This window comes from Ligilactobacillus ruminis DSM 20403 = NBRC 102161 (assembly GCF_900113455.1).
GTDB lineage: Bacteria > Bacillota > Bacilli > Lactobacillales > Lactobacillaceae > Ligilactobacillus > Ligilactobacillus ruminis.
On record NZ_FOPI01000003.1, the window covers coordinates 80,027 to 98,279 of the forward strand.

At 42.7% G+C, this 18,253-nt stretch carries 16 protein-coding genes; 14 read left to right on the forward strand and 2 right to left on the reverse strand.

From position 1 onward, the window contains the following. Positions 1-32 precede the first annotated feature (32 nt). A complete protein-coding gene (locus tag BMZ95_RS00415) occupies positions 33-551 on the forward strand; it encodes an adenine phosphoribosyltransferase (protein WP_014073525.1) in 519 nt (172 codons plus the stop codon). Positions 552-624: 73 nt separating this feature from the next. Then, positions 625-1,296: a potassium channel family protein gene (locus BMZ95_RS00420; protein ID WP_003693820.1), complete on the forward strand. Its 672-nt coding sequence runs from the start codon at positions 625-627 to the stop codon at positions 1,294-1,296. Between the two features lie 114 nt (positions 1,297-1,410). Here BMZ95_RS00420 and yidC read toward each other — a convergent pair whose 3' ends face one another. Further along, positions 1,411-2,313 carry a membrane protein insertase YidC gene (yidC, locus tag BMZ95_RS00425; RefSeq protein ID WP_046922803.1) on the reverse strand — a complete coding sequence of 301 codons (903 nt, stop codon included), beginning with the start codon at positions 2,311-2,313 and terminating at the stop codon, positions 1,411-1,413. A gap of 69 nt (positions 2,314-2,382) precedes the next feature. Beyond that, positions 2,383-2,661, reverse strand: a complete 279-nt coding sequence (locus BMZ95_RS00430; RefSeq protein ID WP_014073522.1) for an acylphosphatase — start codon at positions 2,659-2,661, stop codon at positions 2,383-2,385. 142 nt (positions 2,662-2,803) lie between these two features. On the opposite strand from BMZ95_RS00430, the gene BMZ95_RS00435 reads away from it, so the two are divergent. From BMZ95_RS00435 to BMZ95_RS00490, 12 genes are all read left to right on the forward strand, one after another. Next, positions 2,804-3,967, forward strand: a complete 1,164-nt coding sequence (locus tag BMZ95_RS00435) for a hydroxymethylglutaryl-CoA synthase (protein WP_014073521.1) — start codon at positions 2,804-2,806, stop codon at positions 3,965-3,967. 61 nt (positions 3,968-4,028) lie between these two features. Next, a complete protein-coding gene (locus BMZ95_RS00440) occupies positions 4,029-4,742 on the forward strand; it encodes a hypothetical protein (RefSeq protein ID WP_014073520.1) in 714 nt (237 codons plus the stop codon). Between the two features lie 137 nt (positions 4,743-4,879). Further along, positions 4,880-5,761, forward strand: coding sequence for a hypothetical protein (locus BMZ95_RS00445; RefSeq protein ID WP_014073519.1), 882 nt, complete (start codon positions 4,880-4,882; stop codon positions 5,759-5,761). A 2-nt stretch (positions 5,762-5,763) separates the two neighbouring features. Next, on the forward strand, positions 5,764-6,777 hold the full coding sequence (locus BMZ95_RS00450; protein WP_225354865.1) for a hypothetical protein: 1,014 nt from the start codon (positions 5,764-5,766) through the stop codon (positions 6,775-6,777). Next, a complete protein-coding gene (locus tag BMZ95_RS00455; RefSeq protein WP_041819988.1) occupies positions 6,774-7,241 on the forward strand; it encodes a hypothetical protein in 468 nt (155 codons plus the stop codon). Before BMZ95_RS00450 ends, BMZ95_RS00455 begins: the two co-directional genes overlap by 4 nt. A gap of 165 nt (positions 7,242-7,406) precedes the next feature. Continuing rightward, a complete protein-coding gene (lepA, locus tag BMZ95_RS00460; RefSeq protein WP_014073516.1) occupies positions 7,407-9,236 on the forward strand; it encodes a translation elongation factor 4 in 1,830 nt (609 codons plus the stop codon). Between the two features lie 12 nt (positions 9,237-9,248). Continuing rightward, entirely contained in the window at positions 9,249-9,947 is a 699-nt protein-coding gene (locus BMZ95_RS00465) for a tRNA (adenine(22)-N(1))-methyltransferase (RefSeq protein WP_046922802.1), read from the forward strand. Next, positions 9,940-11,055, forward strand: coding sequence for a Nif3-like dinuclear metal center hexameric protein (locus BMZ95_RS00470; protein WP_046922801.1), 1,116 nt, complete (start codon positions 9,940-9,942; stop codon positions 11,053-11,055). The genes BMZ95_RS00465 and BMZ95_RS00470 overlap by 8 nt, the downstream gene beginning before the upstream one ends. Positions 11,056-11,085: 30 nt before the next feature. Further along, positions 11,086-12,324 carry a peptidase T gene (pepT, locus tag BMZ95_RS00475; protein ID WP_003693831.1) on the forward strand — a complete coding sequence of 413 codons (1,239 nt, stop codon included), beginning with the start codon at positions 11,086-11,088 and terminating at the stop codon, positions 12,322-12,324. 38 nt (positions 12,325-12,362) lie between these two features. Further along, positions 12,363-15,878, forward strand: coding sequence for a DEAD/DEAH box helicase (locus BMZ95_RS00480; protein ID WP_046922800.1), 3,516 nt, complete (start codon positions 12,363-12,365; stop codon positions 15,876-15,878). A 109-nt stretch (positions 15,879-15,987) separates the two neighbouring features. Further along, positions 15,988-16,182, forward strand: coding sequence for a hypothetical protein (locus BMZ95_RS11350; RefSeq protein ID WP_046922799.1), 195 nt, complete (start codon positions 15,988-15,990; stop codon positions 16,180-16,182). Between the two features lie 379 nt (positions 16,183-16,561). Then, positions 16,562-18,202: a peptide ABC transporter substrate-binding protein gene (locus tag BMZ95_RS00490; RefSeq protein ID WP_046922798.1), complete on the forward strand. Its 1,641-nt coding sequence runs from the start codon at positions 16,562-16,564 to the stop codon at positions 18,200-18,202. The last annotated feature ends 51 nt before the right edge of the window (positions 18,203-18,253 follow it).

Below are 18,253 nucleotides of genomic sequence, written 5' to 3' on the forward strand. Positions count from 1 at the left end.
TTGCAGCTGTTGGTGAAAGGAAGATTTACAAAATGGCATTAGATTTAAACAACTACATCGCAAGCATCCCGGATTATCCTGAAAAAGGAATTATTTTCCGAGATGTTACTCCATTAATGGCTGACGGTGAAGCATATCGTCAAGCAACGGACAGAATCGTTCAGTTTGCAAAGGACAAGGGCGTTGAAATGGTCGTGTGTCCCGAAGCAAGAGGCTTTATCATCGGATGTCCAGTTGCATATGAACTCGGTGTTGGTTTTGCGCCTGCAAGAAAAGCCGGAAAGCTCCCAAGAGAAACGGTTGAGGCTAAGTATACGCTTGAATATGGTACTTCAGCGCTTTATATGCATAAGGATGCAATCAAACCGGGGCAAAAAGTTTTGGTCGTAGATGACTTGCTTGCAACCGGCGGCACGATCGGTGCGACGATTGATCTGGTCAATCAGCTTGGCGGTGAAGTTGTTGGGTGTGCCTTCATTATTGAGCTCAAAGCCTTGAACGGTCGCGAAAGGCTTAAAGGCTTTGATACTTTGGCGTTGTTGGAATATTAGCAATTAAAACGACATTGGCGAGGCGGAAGGACTTTTGGTCATTCCGCCTTTTTTGAAAGGGTGAACCGTCACAATGAAGAAACAAACCTTTGCGGTTATCGGATTGGGACGTTTTGGAGGAAGCGTCTGCAAAACTTTGGCTGATGCGGGACAAGAAGTTTTGGCAATTGACAAATACGAATCTCGTGTCAATGATTATAAAGATATTGCGACTCAAGCCGTTGTAGCTGATGCACAGGATGAAGACGTGCTTCGTTCGCTTGGAATAAGAAACGTTGACCACGTAATCGTTGCAATCGGTGAAGATATTCAGGCAAGCATTTTAGTAACTTTGATGGTCAAAGAACAGGGCGTTAAATATGTCACGGCCAAAGCTCAAAATGAGTATCATGCAAAAGTGCTGGAGAAATTAGGCGTTGATCGGGTAGTTCATCCTGAACGCGACATGGGGGTTCGTATCGGGCGGAGTCTGACATCAAAAAACATGGTTGACTATCTTGATCTGGACGCCAATTTCAAATTGGCGGAGATATTGATTACAAATCCAGAGTTTGTCGGCAAATCATTGGCTGAAATGGATTTTCGCGATCGCTACGGGCTGAATGTCATTGCTTTGGCACATAGCAGACAAGAGATGGTGCTTCCGTCTGCTGGAGACGTTTTGACTGAAAATGACAGCATTTTGGTTGCCGGACCGACAAGAGCGATTGATAAATTTGAAGAATTGATGCAGAAAGGAAAATAGCTGAAAAGCGATTTCTGTTGCTGCATTTTACGGACGATATTCTGAAGAAGCATTTTTACGACAATTTAAAAAGACAGTGCCGCACGTCAGGCGTGACACTGTCTTTTTGCTGTCTTATTTGCGCTTTCTCTGTTTTCCGGCATTACGATTGGCTTTTGCATGTTTTTTTGCAACGTCTTCTTTTGACGGAGCAGGCTTTTTTGGCAAGACAACCTTCTTAGGCTGGTTCTTCTTGAGTTCTTCAGCAATTTGCTGTTTGATTTTTGGTCGCATTGCATTGATAAGCAATGTTTGAATGCAGGCGAACACGCCGCCGACGAAAAAGTATAGTCCAAGTCCGGCAGGTGAAATAAAAGTCATCACCGTAATCATTGCAGGACTCATGAACATCATCATTTGCATTTGTTTGTGCTGTTCTTTAGGCATGCCAAGCATTGAGAGCCATCCTTGCAAGGCGTAGGCCGCAAATGAAAGTATCGTTAAGATAATGCTGCTGTGTCCCAGGTTTATGCCGTAGAAATATGACTTGGAAAGCTCAGGCGAATACTGGATGGCAGCATATAAAGCGGCAAAAATCGGCATCTGAATCAATATAGGCAGGCACCCGATTCCGCCGGTCATTGAAATGCCGTTATCACGGTAAAGCGACATGAGTTCCTGACTGATTGCCATTTTTTCAGCGTCTGTTTGCGCTGCTTGTTGGCGCTTGGCGATATCATCCATCAATGGTTTGAGATGACTGATTTTTTCTTGCTGAATCGTTGCGTTTCTTGATTGTTTCAGCATGACGGGCATTAAAATCAAACGGACGACGAACGTCAGCAAGATAATTGCCCACCCAAGGCTTCCACCCATGAGGTTTGAAAGCCAAACCAGGAAATGCTGCGTCGGAACAGCCATGTGGTCATATACAAATCCGTATGGTTTTCCTGAACTCGTACGTTGAACACAACCGGACAAGACAACAGAAGCTGCAGTCAAAGTCGTGGCAATGGCCAACAATTTCTTCTTTTTCAAAGTATCATTATCCTTTCATAATTACAGGTATCCCTATAAATATATCTTAAAAAATGAATATTTTCAAGTTCATCGATATATGACGCTGAAACGAGAGTATTCCTTTGGTTTCATCTCTGAAACTTCCATCTCATCAACACGTCCTGCCGGAGAAGGAGAAGATTCCACCCCGGCAATAAATTGTTCCAAAGAAGCTTCGTCAGTGCTTTGCGCTTCGATATAGACCGATCCGTCAGGCATGTTGACGACTTTTCCTTTGATTTTCAATTCATCTGCCAACATCTTAGTGGTGTATCTGAAACCAACGCCTTGAACGAGGCCTTTGACAATAATTTTTACAGCTTTCAAAAAATCACCTCAAGCTAAATATCTTCGATTAAATTCTAACATTAAAGAATGCTGCAATTCAAAAGAAAACAACAGGGTAGTTGACCTTTAGGACATGTGATACAATTTTAGAAGAGAAAATGAAACGAGGTAAAGGATTCTAATGAAGATTGGAATAGATAAAATCGGCTTTTATACGTCAAACATGTATGTTGATATGACAGAATTGGCAAATGCAAGAAACGAAGATCCAAATAAGTATCTGATCGGAATCGGTCAGGAAAAAATGGCTGTCATTCCTCCGACGCAAGATGCGGTTACCTTGGGCGCAAACGCTGCATTTAAAATTCTGACGGAAGAAGACAAAAAAACAATCGATCTGGTTATTTTTGCAACTGAATCCGGCATTGATAATTCAAAATCCGGTGCGATATACGTCAGTCGCTTGCTTGGCCTTTCGCCTTATCTTAGGGCCGTAGAGTTAAAACAGGCATGCTATGGAGCAACTGCGGCTTTGCAGCTTGCAAAGGGCCACGTGGCGCTCAATCCGGATAATAAAGCACTCGTAATCGGTTCCGACATCGCACGCTATGGTTTGCGCACTAAAGGCGAGCCTACACAAGGGGGCGGTGCATGCGCAATGATCGTGGGACAAAATCCGCGCATCCTGGAGCTTGGAGAAACGAGTGCATGCTACATGGAAGATGTGATGGATTTCTGGCGTCCGTTCAATCATACAGAAGCGCTCGTCAATGGCAAATTTTCTGCAAATATTTATGTTGATTTCTTCAAAAAAGTTTTTTCGATATACCGGGAAAAAACTGGTGCCGAGCTTGAAGATTTTGCCGCTTTGCTGTTTCATTTGCCGTACACTAAGCAAGGACTTAAGGGATTGCGTGCTGCCATTGAAGGTGCGGATCCCAAAATCAGCTCGGAGCTTTCGCGTCAATTCGAGTTTTCAAGAAAGTACGGGAGACTTGTCGGCAATTTGTATACGGGTTCGCTTTATTTGAGCCTTCTTTCCTTGTTAAACAATTCAGACAGTCTCAGAGCAAATCAGCGTTTGGGAATGTTCAGCTACGGATCGGGAGCGCAAGGCGAATTTTTCACTGGAAGACTTGTTCCCGGATTTGAAAAAATGCTTGATAAAACAGGCTATGAAGAGATGCTCGAAAAAAGGGAAAAAATTTCCGTTTCAGAATATGAAAAAGTTTTTTCTTCGCTTGAGATGCGTGCAGAAAATCTTGAATTAAACATTGACGATGATCCGGCGGTATTTGTTTTTGCAGGAATTGAAGAATATTCAAGAAAATATTTGAAAAAATAAAATAAATTCCCCTTTATTTGCGTCTTTATCAATATAGGAACTTATAAAGGGGGATTTTTAAATGACTGTTTTAAAAGAGGAGTTTTCAAATAAATTAGGCCGTTTGTTCAGCCTCAGCCTGCGAATCAAGCAAGAATACGAGTATTTAACGGAAAACATGGACTGCACGCATGCAAGAGACATCCTTGAGCGCAAATACTTCAATCGTGCCAACGGCAAACATGATGAAAGTTTTTATCTGACGGTGACGGCATCGCTTAACTTTTTGGTTGAGAATCGTTTCCCGGAAGGCGGATTGGCAAGCGCTGTACCGATGACTGAAACTGATATAGTTTTTGTCAACGAGGAAAACATGGTGTCTCCTGTCAAATTCACTCAAAGATCTCATTCCGTCTATCCTTTCGAACCTTTGATCTTAAGACTTTCAAAACGTAATCTCTTTGAAACCAATGATGGTTTTCATTATCCTTACTTCGATCATTTGAGCAAAAAACAGATTCGTAATTTTAAACAAAGGTTTGGAAAAAATGCCATGGAATATTATCATGCCATGTTGATTGAAAAATTGTTAAAATACAGGCGGTTTTTCGTTTGCGTCATCGTCGAAGAAGATGCGACCGATCGATATCTTGGAGAGCAGTCTGCATTCGGCGCAATGGTCGCATTGACATGTCAACGTGAAAAAATTCCGTGCAAGCTGTTTTTTTGTGTCGGCGACGGAGCTGTTGACTCGATTATTCCGGAAATTGATGATTCGGGGGAAATCTCCGCATAATTCTTAAATTTTTATTCCTAATCTAAAAATATCATTAAATTAAACGCCAGAATTTTGTTTTTTGAGCTATTTTTTTTGAGCTATTAACGATAAAATAGTATTATGAATACTGTATTTATGAATCGAGGGGAAAAAAGATGGATAACTCAAACCAATTTGTTTTGGCTGATCATAAACAGGCAACAATCGATTTGACAAATGAAATCAAAAATAAACTGGACTACTTGCAGTCGTTAGGAAGGGCGGTCCAAGCACAGGACGATCGCCTGGTTTATCAGCTGATCGACAGTGAAAAATATTCAACTGAAATTTTGAAAGCACGACATTCATCGTATGACAAATCGAACGAACGTCTTGTTGAAGATGCATACGGTCTTGTCAGCGAATATCTCAGCAGTAACCTGATTGAGTTTTTGCGTGAAAGATATCCGTTCTTTTATTTTGAGGAAACGGAAACGGGAAAGTTTCAATTTTACTTCGGAAACTGGTGGGGACGTCGTTTGTTCGGAACGCTCGATGTTTTGAACGTTAAATTTAATTTTGATGAAAATGAATATCAAAAACTTGTTCGTTCTTTTGAATTTGAAGCAGAAAACAAACGATTGAACACCGACACAATCGAACGACTTTCTCAAGAAAACGATGAATTGCAGGAGCTGCTTGATTCTCAGAGCAACCGTGAAGCGGAAAAGGAACGAATGCGAAAGAAGCTAAAACAGCTTAATCAGGAAAAGGTGATGCCATGGGATGCCGGCAAACAAAGGGAAATGAAACAAAGACTGACCGATGAACTGAGTCGAATTGCAGAAATTGACGAAAAAGCGGCCAATGGTTATCAGCGGATCCATGAAAATGAAAAGCGGGTTTTGGAACTTTCAAAAGAAGACACTTTGCTTGGTTATGAAAAACAAAGCATCATTGCCAAATTTGGAAGTTTTGAGAACTTTAAAGAAAAGAATGCCGCTTTGTATCGTGATTACATTACTGATTTGATTGCGACGGGAAATCGGAGGAATTAATGATGAGTGAATATGAAAATCCTACAATAACGTTTTATCCGCATGAGTCTGAATTTGACGTAAATCCTGAAGAACAAAAGCCTGCGCTTTCGACCAATGAGCGTTTGATGAATTATAACGGCAGATTAAAAGAAAGTCTGAACAACGGAATCCGTTTTACCGAGGTCTTTGATACGCTGATTAATACGACCGATCTGAATGAATTGTTTCAATCAATCAAAACGCTTGCTTCATATCAGCTTGATGATGATTATCTGGTTTATCCGATTCAGTACAGTCGTGCCGACTTTTACTTGATTTTCATCAATCGTTTGCTCAGTTTGAACGATAAAGAAACGGTTATTTTGATGTCGAGCGAAAAAGACAGAGCCTTGTATCATGAATTTCCGGGAATCAATGCTTGCGGCAGATTTAAATTCAAAGTTGATTCTGCAGATGAACAGCGAGCATTCTACATTGACGAACGGACGGGCCTGAGCTTGTTTTATATCGATTTTTCAGACAAGGTTCTGTATTTCAACAGTCGCGATATTGTGGAGCTGCTTATTGCAAATGATGCAGAAAACGACAAGGAAGATTTGATTCGTTTTGAAAAGTATCTCGTTTCGATCGGAGAATGCGTCGAACAAGCTTACGGATACGAAGTTGATTTCAATCTGCTAAATGCAAGAAGGAATGCCGTTTATCCGATTGTTTCCGAAACGGAGCCTGAAGTTGCATTGGATCGCCTGTTTATCATGGGTTCAGAAGCAGGATGCATGCTTAAATCCGGCATGAACGGCGAAGCAATCATGAATTTGTCAGACAGCGTCGTCTTGACTTTGTTTGATGAAAATCTTGCCGGCGGAAATTCTCCGAAATGGGTCATTACCGTCAAAGATGATGAAGACAAGATTTCTTTCTTTGATTTACTGGTCAGATATGATTTCTTTAAGGACTGGTATCTTGAAAATCTCCAAAGCGTTGAAATCAGACGCGCAAGATGTTTTTGGAAAGAAGACGATGGTGAAGCATGATGGATTTTGCAAAAATGGCTAAAGATGCGCTTCACGTTTACCCAAGAAGGGTTTTGCCCGTAGCAAGATACAGCGACCAGGAAAGAATAAACGGGTTATATGCGGATTTGACCTGCAGTTGGTGTGATTTGATAGAAGCGTCAGGAAAAGCCGATGATGAAGAAACAGTTTATGATGCGTTTTCTTCCGTTATGCTAGGTTTTTTCATGATTTCAAACGAACAGAAGACGACATATAAGCTGTTGATGACAAAAGAGGAACTGGACAGCATGAAAGACAAATGGAAGAGCGCATCGTTTAATGCGGTTTGTCTGATTATGCAGCAGCAGCTTTTAAAAAGCCATTTTGAGCATAAAATTGATGCTTTTGTTCGTGCTTGGCATATTGCTTTGAAATTCGGGTTGACCGATCTGGGTTTGGATGAGGCAGTAATTGTCAAACACTATGACAATTTAATCAGGTAAGATGAGCCTTGCTGATTGAAAAATCGGCAAGGCTTTTGAGGTTCGGATGTAAAAAGCGATTCAATCTTTTTGGAATAAACCAAATCTACGGCTTTCTTGCTATGATTACCGCCCTATATTATAATTAAACGTTAGAGACTATTTTAAGAAAGTAGGAAGAACTGAATGGATTTTGAACAAATGAAGGAGCGCCAAAAACACATTCGGAATTTTTCGATTGTGGCACACATCGATCACGGCAAGTCGACGTTGGCGGACCGCATCCTTGAATTGACGGATACGGTTTCAAAGCGTGAGATGAAAGATCAGCTGCTCGATTCGATGGATTTGGAACGTGAGCGCGGGATTACGATTAAATTAAATGCAGTTGAATTGCATTACAAAGCCAAAAATGGCGAAACGTATATTTTTCATTTGATCGATACGCCTGGACATGTCGATTTCTCATATGAAGTTTCAAGATCCCTTGCTGCTTGCGAAGGAGCAGTTCTTGTTGTTGATGCCGCCCAAGGAGTTGAAGCACAGACGTTAGCCAACGTTTATCTTGCACTGGATGACGATTTGGAAATCGTGCCCGTAATCAACAAAATCGATTTGCCGTCTGCCGAACCGGAAAAAGTTCGCCAAGAAATCGAGGACGTGATTGGTCTCGATGCATCAGAAGCGGTTCTTGCTTCTGCAAAGGCGGGAATCGGAATCGAAGAGATGCTCGAACAGATCGTGTCAAAGGTTCCGGCACCGAACGGCGATTTGAAAGCGCCTTTGAAGGCCTTGATTTTCGATTCCGTCTATGATGACTATCGTGGAGTTGTTTTGAGCATTCGCGTAGTTGAAGGCACCGTCAAACCAGGTGATCGCATCAGACTAATGAACAGCGGCGCAGAGTATGAGGTTGTAGAAGTCGGGGTCAATTCCCCAAAACCTTTGAAACGCGATTATTTGATGGCAGGTGACGTCGGCTATCTTACGGCCAGCATCAAGGATATTCAGGATACGCGCGTCGGTGATACGGTGACGAATGCCGATAACCCGACCGATAAGCCTTTGTCAGGATATCGTGAAATGAATCCGATGGTTTATTCAGGCCTTTATCCGACCGACAATGCCAAGTATAACGATTTGCGAGAAGCACTGGAGAAGCTCAAACTAAATGATGCAGCGCTTGAATTCGAACCGGAAACATCTCAAGCTCTGGGATTTGGATTCAGGTGTGGTTTCTTGGGACTGCTGCACATGGATGTCATTCAGGAGCGTTTGGAACGCGAATTTGGCATGGATCTGATTACGACGGCACCCTCCGTCACCTATGACGTTGAATTGACGGACGGAAGTCATATCAGCGTCACGAACCCTTCCGAAATGCCGGAAGCGCCTAAGATAAGACAAATCAACGAGCCCTTCGTCAAAGCTGAAGTCATGGTTCCAAACGAATACGTCGGAGCCGTAATGGAGCTTTGTCAACGTAAGCGCGGCAATTTCAAGACCATGGAATATTTGGACGATTATCGCGTCAACGTGATTTATGAAATGCCGCTTTCAGAAATTATTTTTGATTTCTTTGACAAATTAAAATCCAGCACTCGCGGCTACGCATCGCTTGATTATGAGCTTGACGGAACACGACCGAGCGATCTGGTCAAAATCGACATCTTGCTCAACGGTCACAAAGTCGACGCATTGAGTTTCATTTCGCACAGAGAGTTTGCGCCGCAGCGCGCCAGAGTAATTACCGACAAGCTTAAGACGATTATTCCGCGTCAAAACTTTGAAATTCCGATTCAGGCGGCAATCGGAGCTAAAATCATTGCCAGAACAAACATCAAAGCCTACCGCAAGGACGTTACAGCAAGGATTCATACCGGTGATCCCGACAGACGCGCCAAGCTGCTCGATAAGCAAAAGCGCGGCAAGAAACGCATGAAAGCCGTCGGTCGAGTGGTTGTTCCGCAAGAAGCCTTCATGGCGGTTCTCAAAACTGATGAAGAGGTCAAATAAAGGGGGATAAAATTGGACGCACGTCAATTATCAAAACGCTTGGAAGAAGTCGCCTCTTTTGTGCCTGACGGGGCGCGTTTGGCCGACATCGGCTCAGATCATGCTTATCTGCCGGCCAATCTTGCCTTGAACGGAAAAATCGCATTTGCAGTTGCGGGCGAAGTCGTCAAGGGACCTTTTGAAAATGCAGAGCATGAAATCAAAAAAGAAGGTCTTGAAGCAAAAGTCAAAGCACGTTTGGCAAACGGACTGGCAGCAATTGAAGCAAACGATCAGATAGATACCGTTACAATCTGCGGAATGGGCGGACCGCTCATCTGCGAGATTCTTGAAAGCGGCAAAGAAAAGCTTGCAAATCATCCATTGCTGATTTTGCAGCCGAATGTCGGCGAAGAAAACGTCAGAGTTTTTTTGCAAAAAAACGGATATTGGATTGAAGACGAACGAATTCTTGAAGAAGACGGGCATACGTATGAAATCATCGTTGGCAGATATCATGGCGAAAAACAGCCGTTGACGAAAGAAGAGCTCATGTTTGGGCCGGTTTTGATGAGGAATCAAAGCCCTGTATTTGTCAGAAAATGGCAAAAAGAGATTGAAAAGACCAACAGGGTTTTGAGTCAGCTGCAAAAAGCAAATCAGGTTCCTGTTGAAAAGAAGCGGGAACTTGAAACAGAAATCAAACGAATCGAAGGTGTCATCAATGGTTAAAGTCAAAGAAATCGTCAACCGCTTTTACCGCTTTGCACCGCGGTTTATTGCCGAGCCGAACGATCCTGTCGGATTGCAGCTCGGAGACATGGAACATGAGGTCAAAAAGATGATGCTGACGCTTGACGTCAGACCGGATGTCGTCAAAGAAGCAATAGAAAATGACGTCGACTTCATTTTTGCACACCATCCGGCAATGTTTGTGCCCGTTCATCAAATCGACTTGAGCAATCCGCAGCAGAAGATGTATGCTGATATCTTAAAACATGGGATTACCGTTTTTGGAGCGCATACGCTGCTTGACAATGCCAATGGCGGGACAAGTGACTGGCTTGCCGAAGACTTAGGTCTGAAAGATTGCGAAATTTTGCTTTCGGAAAAGCAAGAGACTTGGTATAAGCTGGCTGTTTTCGTACCTGAAAACGATGCTGAAAAACTGAGGAACGCTTTAGGTGCAGCTGGTGCCGGCAAGCTGGGCAACTATTCTCATTGCTCGTATTCGCTCAAGGGAACGGGCCGTTTTTTGCCTGAGGATGCCGCAAATCCTTATATCGGCACTCCCGGCAAAGCAGAAGAGGTTGCAGAACAAAAAGTTGAAGTCGTTTTTCCGGCTCATCTGAAAGAAAAAGTCTTGGATGCGATGCGAAAAAATCATCCGTATGAAGAAATCGCCTTCGACCTTTACCGTGTTGAAGGATTAGGCGAGAAGTACGGAATGGGGCGAATCGGCGATTTGAGACATCCGATGACCGCCAAGGAATATGCTGAATTTGCCAAAAAAGCACTAAACGTCGAAGGCGTGCGTCTGATTGCCAAAGATCAAAACAAGCTGGTCAAGAAGGTCGCCGTTTTAGGCGGATCAGGTTCCAAATTTTATGGCGATGCGCTAAAAAAAGGTGCTGACGTCTATGTTACGGGCGACGTGACGTATCATACGGCGCACGATATCTACGAATCGGGGCTGGCCGTGATCGATCCGGGACATTATTTCGAATCCGTTTGCAAATATCGTTTGACGGACATTTTCAAAAATTGGACAAAAGAGGAAAATTGGCCGATTGAAGTCATGACGTCAAGAATTAATACGAATCCGTTTAAATTGATTTAAAAAAATTTATGCATAGAAAGGGTTTTTTAAATGACAAAATATGAAACGCTTGTACCACGCTTTATCAAATACGTAAAAAAGGAAACTCGTTCCGATGAAAATTCAACAACGGTGCCTTCAACGGCAACGCAGGTCGAATTTGCCAAGGAAATTGCCGAAGAGCTCAAAAATTTGGGTATGTCAAATGTTCGAATCTCGCCTGAAAGCGGCTATGTTTTTGCAACGCTTGAAAGCAATCTGGACAAGGACGTCAAAAAAGTCGGCTTTATCGCGCACATGGATACGGCCGATTTCAACGCGACAAACGTCAATCCGCAGATCGTTGAAAATTATGACGGCAAAAGCGACATCAAGCTTGATCATGACGGCAAATACGTTTTGACGACTTCCGAATTTCCGAATCTTAAAAATTACAAGGGGCACAATCTGATTACGACGGACGGCACGACGCTTTTAGGTGCCGACGACAAGGCCGGCGTGGCCGAAATCGTAACGGCAATCGAATACTTGACGAATCATCCTGAAATCAAGCACGGCGAAATCGAAGTCGGAATCGGACCTGATGAAGAAATCGGGACCGGCGCCGACCGTTTTGACGTCAAGGATTTTGGAGCGGATATCGCATATACGGTTGACGGCGGACCTTTGGGAGAATTGGAATATGAAACGTTTAACGCTGCTGCAGCCAAGATGACGTTCATCGGCAAGGACGTTCACCCCGCAACGGCCAAGGGCGTGATGGTCAATGCCATTCAGCTTGCGATGGATTTTCATGCAGCGCTTCCTAAAGACGAGGTTCCTGAAAAAACGGAAGGAAGAGAGGGCTTCTATCACGTTTTGTCGATTGACGGAACCGTTGATGAAGCACACAGCCAGTATATCGTGCGCGACCATGATCGTGAAAAATTTGAAGAAAGAAAGCAAGTGATGAAAGATATCGTCGAGAAGATGAACGCAGATCTTGGCGAAGAACGCGTCGTCATGAACATGTTTGACCAGTATTACAACATGCGCGAAGTAATCGAAAAGGATATGACGGTCGTTGATCTTGCCAAAAAAGCCATGGAAAATCTTGACATCGCACCGGTCATCTATCCTGTTCGAGGAGGCACCGACGGATCAAAGATTTCATTTATGGGCCTGCCGACGCCGAACCTTTTTGCCGGTGGCGAAAACATGCATGCGCGTTACGAATACGTTTCAGAACAGGTTATGGAAAAAGCTGCGGACGTCTTGCTTGAAATCGTGAAGCTGGTTGCGGAAGATTAATCGTTTGTAAAATTCAGGGTCGCAATTCGAGGTGGAAAATGAATGAATGGAAGAACAGGTTTTCTTCGCTGACGATTCAGATGGCTGGCAGTATTTTGCGCACAATGAAAGAGATTCCGCTTGTCAGCGTTGACGACAGAAACATATTTTTTACGGTGGTTTTCAGTCAAAATATCAAGACAACCGTCACGCTGACGGAAGAAAGAAACGACATCGAACAATCGACTTGCCAGTGCGGTCGCAGGAATTGCATTCACCTGGCGATGCTGATGACTATTCTTGAGCATAAAAAATTGCTTGGAGAGGACAATTCTTCTGAAAGCAGGAATTTCGATAAAAGCACGTTTAAATGGCTGAGAGATTGGGATGAAGAAACTTATTACTACAATCTTCCCAAGCTCTTTTCCGACCTTCCGTTCAGCGAATATGATTGGAACCAAGCCCTTAAAAAGCGTGATGAAAATGCTGCTTGGTGTCATTTTGAAATCAAAAACGGCTGTTTTTGCATGACCATGGACAAAGGTTGGGGAATCACTGAAATTCGTTTCAACCGAGAAAAGATCGTCAGTTACGATTGTTATAGCAATCCTGGCGATTGGTGCAAACATTTGACTGAGTGCTGCGTAATGGTTGCAAAGGATGTTTTGGAAAACAACGTCAATCCCGAAGAAGAAACGTTTGGCAAAGATTTCGTCTGCATGGATCTTGGAGGAGAAAAAAAGACGCCGACGCTGAAATTGTATCCGGAAATCTCCAAAAAATATACCAATGATTACGATGAATTGTCATTCAGGGTCGGAAGAATCGATGAGAAAAAAAGTTTTGTCGTTAAGGACATCAAAGATTTTTATGAAAAGCTTGTCGCTGAAGATGAGTATCAGATTACGCCTAACAAATCGATTTTTTTTGATGAAGAAAGCTTGAACGAGCAGGATGAAGAACTGATCAGGTTCGCATACAACGAAAAAATCGAAGAGGATTACGGGCGCGGCTATTCCAGGATCGAATCAAAGGCGCTTGCGATGTCGCCTCCAAGATATGATGGCTTGTTCGACAGGACAAAAACGGTAAAAATCGATAAAAACGTCTATTTTAAAAAAGATGACGAATTTGATTTTTTGTTTGAATGCAAAAGAGATGACAAAAGAAACGGCTATCACTTTCTTTACTCATTTCCGTCGAAGATGATTGAAGGGTCAGAGCGAATCTATTATTTTAATCGCAACGATTTTTCCATGTGCGGAAGCAGCGTTACCGATACAAAGAGAAGACTTATCAGAAAACTTGAAAAATATTGCGCATATCCCGGAGAAAGACAGGACATCTTTATCAGTGATGCAAACAAGCATGAATTGAGCGATCTGATCGGAAAAATCGAAAAATTGGGAATGAAAGTCGAAGGAAAGCCTGAACTTTCAAAAGATGAGGCAAAGAAACCAGAAGTTTCCTATTATTTCGATGCTGATAAGGAAAATTTCTTCTGCAAGGTCGAATGCACGTACGGTGGTGAGCACTATCCGATCGAGCTGAACGATTTCGGAATAATCAAAGGTCAGAAAAATCGAAAGCGCAGCGAATATTTTGAAAAAAAGGCAATCGAACATTTGCGCGGCAAGTTTGTTTTTGATGAAGAAGCTTTCGTCACGGAACGCGACACGGAAAATACTGAGATGATTTTTGAAAGATTGCTTCCAAAACTGAAAAAAACAGGCAGTGTCATGGGAACGAGGGCCTTTCAAAATGCTCGCATTTACCGCCAGCCTAAATTTAGCGTCGGTTTGTCGTTTAACAACGATTTGCTGAACATTGAAGTGACCAGCTCTGATTTTTCGCCGGAAGAACTGTCCGAAATTTTAGGCAGCTATACGCCCCAAAAGAAATTCTATGTTCTTAAAACGGGGAAGAGGCTCAAATTTGACGATGAAGACAAAACGTTTGAAGAATTATTTAAAACGATGAAAATGATCGGTGCAACGCCCGAAGAATTTGTTAAAGGAAAGCTTGATCTGCCGCTTTATCGTGCCTTTTATTTGGAATCAGTGCTTCAGGAAAAAGAAAGATTGGCCGTTTCGTCTGATGAGCGAATCAAAAGCTTTGTAGAGAGTTTTGAAAGCTTTACGGAAGAACAACTGCCTCTTCCCACGGGATTGAATGCCAAACTGCGTCCTTATCAAGAAGAGGGCTATCGATGGCTGGCTTCGCTTGCGAACGGAAATTTCGGCGGAATCCTGGCCGATGAAATGGGGCTTGGCAAGACTTTGCAGACGATCACTCTTTTGTTGGCCGCCAAAGACGACAAAATCAGTCAGGTCAGTTCCGGCCAGGCTTTAATCGTGACACCGGCTGCTTTACTCTACAACTGGCAAAACGAGCTTGAAAACTTTGCGCCGACGCTCAAGACATTGGTGATCAATGGCACTAAAAAACAGCGTCACGATCTGCTTGCAGACGTTGCCGACTATGATATCGTTTTGACCACTTATGATCAGCTCAAGCGCGACTTTGAAGATTATCTCGAGCTTGAATTTGAATACGAAATCATTGATGAAGCTCAAAACATCAAAAACAGCACGACGCAGGCTTCGAAAGCAGTCAAAACGATTGATGCCAAAACGCGCTTTGCTTTGACGGGAACGCCGATTGAAAATCGGTTGAGCGAGCTTTGGAGCATTTTTGATTACGTCATGCCGGGATATTTGTTCAGCTATAAGGAATTCAGAGAACAGTTTGAACGTCCGATCATGATCGATGAAGAAAAAGGCATGCAGAAGGCTTTGATCAAGATGATTGTGCCGTTTATGCTGCGCCGGAAAAAAAGCCAGGTTCTAAAAGACTTGCCAGAGAAGATTGAACGGCCATATTATGCTGAAATGTCTAAAAAACAGGCCGGCTTGTATCAGGCAATGGTTAATGAATTGAGAACGGAGCTCAGTCAAAAAAGTGCTGATGAATTCAAGCAGTCAAAGATTGAGATTTTGGCGAAACTGACCAAAATTCGACAGATTTGTTGCGACCCAAGTCTGGTCTATTCTGATTATGATGGAGAATCGGGCAAAACGGACACCTGCATGGAGCTGATCGAATCGGCTCTTTCCGGGGGACACAGAATTATTGTTTTCTCGCAATTTGTTTCGATGCTTTCGATTCTTGAAAAGAAACTCAAACAAAGAAAGATTGAGTTCTATAAGATTGTCGGTGAAACACCTAAGGAAGAGCGATTCAAGATGGTCGAGGAGTTTAACCAAAACGACGTGCCGATTTTTTTGATTTCGCTAAAAGCAGGAGGGACTGGACTAAATCTTGTCGGGGCCGACGTCATCATTCACTATGACCCATGGTGGAATGAGGCGGCGCAAAATCAGGCTACGGACAGGGCGCATCGAATTGGTCAGACAAAAAACGTCTTGGTTTATAAGCTGATCGTCAAAGATACGATTGAAGAAAAAATTCTTAAAATGCAAGAGCAAAAATCAAAGCTTGCAGATGACATCTTGTCCGGCAAGGGCATGCAGAGCTGGATTATTGATAAAGATGATCTGATGAATCTGTTGTGAAACTAAAAAAGGCTTGGAAAAAACTCTGTCTCAATTGAAAAACCGGATGATTTGCAGTCAATCGCAAATCTTATCCGGCTTTTTTGCGTATGTATGACGATCGCCTTCCATGATGAAAATCGTCGAAAATAGTGTGGCGGTACATTTGACTGAGAGCTTGCCGCTGACTTATCATGCGCTGCATTTGGCAAAATCAATGCTGGTTACGGACACATTGAGTAAAATGCAGGATTTGTCCGTAAATTTGAATGAGATTTTGAATAAACTGGTTGATCAGCACCGTTTTAAAAAAGATAGCGCGTGAAAAATTGAAGAAAATCCGGACAAAGTCAGTCGCTCATCGATTGCCTTCGTTCGGATTTTCGTTTAATTCAAGATAGAAAAGAGACTTTTTTCCCAGCCTCTTTTGGTTACAAGCAAACGGCAATGGCCTAAGCAATTTTATTGACAAAAATTAAGCGTCAAATTATGATATAGATAACAAATTTCAATGGAAGGAAAGAATACGATGATAAAACGTTCAACGTGCAGAAATTGTTATTTAAATAAAGGCGGAATCATTTGTCAGATAAAGGTCTGTTGCAGAAATCATCCTGCAGAAGAAACTTTTAAATGACCCGTGCTTCCGTTTTGCATTGCGTAAAGCACGGGTCTTTTTTAGCATCAGATAAGGGGTTTTTTATATGAACAATAAGAGAAAAAAAGTATTTGCGGCATCAATAATGCTATTGATCGGGGCGGGAATTTCCGGATGTGCAAAATCAGGCGATGATGCGAGTCAAAAGCAGGTTTTGAAGCTTTCTGCAAGTGCTCCGCTTGATACGATTGATATTGCAAAAGCAACCGGATACGGACAAACAGGCAATATCTTTGAAAGTTTTTACCGTTTGGGAAAGGACGGGAAAGCAACACCGGGATTGGCAAAATCCGGCAAAGTTTCAAAGGACGGACTGACATGGACTTTTAAACTCAGGAATGCCAAATGGAGCAATGGTGACAAGATTACGGCTGACGATTTTGTCTATTCTTGGAGGAGGTCGATCAATCCGAAAACCGAATCTCCGTACTCATATTTGTTTTCAGGCGTCAAAAACGCTGATGAAATTGTGGCCGGAAAGCTGAGCACCGACAAGCTCGGCATCAAAGCGCTTGACAAAAATACCGTTCAGGTTGAGCTTGACAAGCCGATTGCCTATTTCAAAGTTCTGCTCGCTTATCCGCTTTTTGGACCGCAAAATCAAAAAGTCATTGAAAAATACGGCAAAAAATATGCAACGCGTTCAAAATATATGGTATACTCAGGTCCATTCAAAATGACGGACTGGAACGGAACTTCTGATAAGTGGAATTTTGTCAAAAATGATCAATATTGGGACAGGGGTTCGGTCAAACTCAAAAAGATAACCTATAAGGTCGTCGAAAATACGAATACGGGCTATCAGCTTTATTCGCAAGATAAGTTAGATATGACGCCGCTTTCGAACCAGCAAGTCAAAAGTTTGAAGAATAATCCGGAATTTAAGCAATATCCTTATTCATACGTTTCATATCTTTCATATAACTTTCAAGCCAAAGATCCAACGGTCAAAAAGGCGCTTAATAACAGGAACGTTCGTTTGGGACTCTCGCTTGCGCTTGATCGAAAAGTTTTGATCAATAAAGTTTTCGGCGATGGTTCCAGCCTTCCGACGGGGTTTGTTGCAAGAGATCTGGCGCATGATTCCAAAAACGGGGATGATTTTGCAAAAGAGCAGGCAGTTTCCGGCACCGTAAGCCACAATGAGGAAAAAGCCAGAAAATTTTTTGAAAAAGGCATGAAAGAAATCGGTGCAAGCAAGCTGACGATGACGATTTTGGCCGCAAACGACAATGCCAATAGCGGTCCGTTGACTCAGTACCTGCAGTCTCAATATACGAAGGTGCTTCCGGGAATCAAAATCAATTTGGCCTCAATTCCTGGAAAAAGTGCTTTGGACAGAGCCCAAAGAGGCGATTATGATATTTACGTTTCTGGTTGGGGCGGAGACTTCAATGATCCGATTACGTTCTTGCAGATTCCTCTGACTGGTACTTCATACAATTATGGCAAGTATTCGAATCCGCAATATGATGCTTTGATTAAAAAAGCAGAGGGTGAAGATGCAAATAACGAAGAAAAGCGTTGGCAGGATCTGGTGTCAGCAGCCAGAATTTTCAATGCCGATCAGGGGGTGACGCCAATTTACCAACAGACGACGGCATATATGCAAAAAAAGAGCGTCAAAGGCATCATTCACAATACGGCCGGAACCCAGTGGAATTACAAGTACGCATATATCAAATAAGTTTTTCACGAGGCTTTGAAAAAACTATGCTTCAAATTGAAAAACCGGATG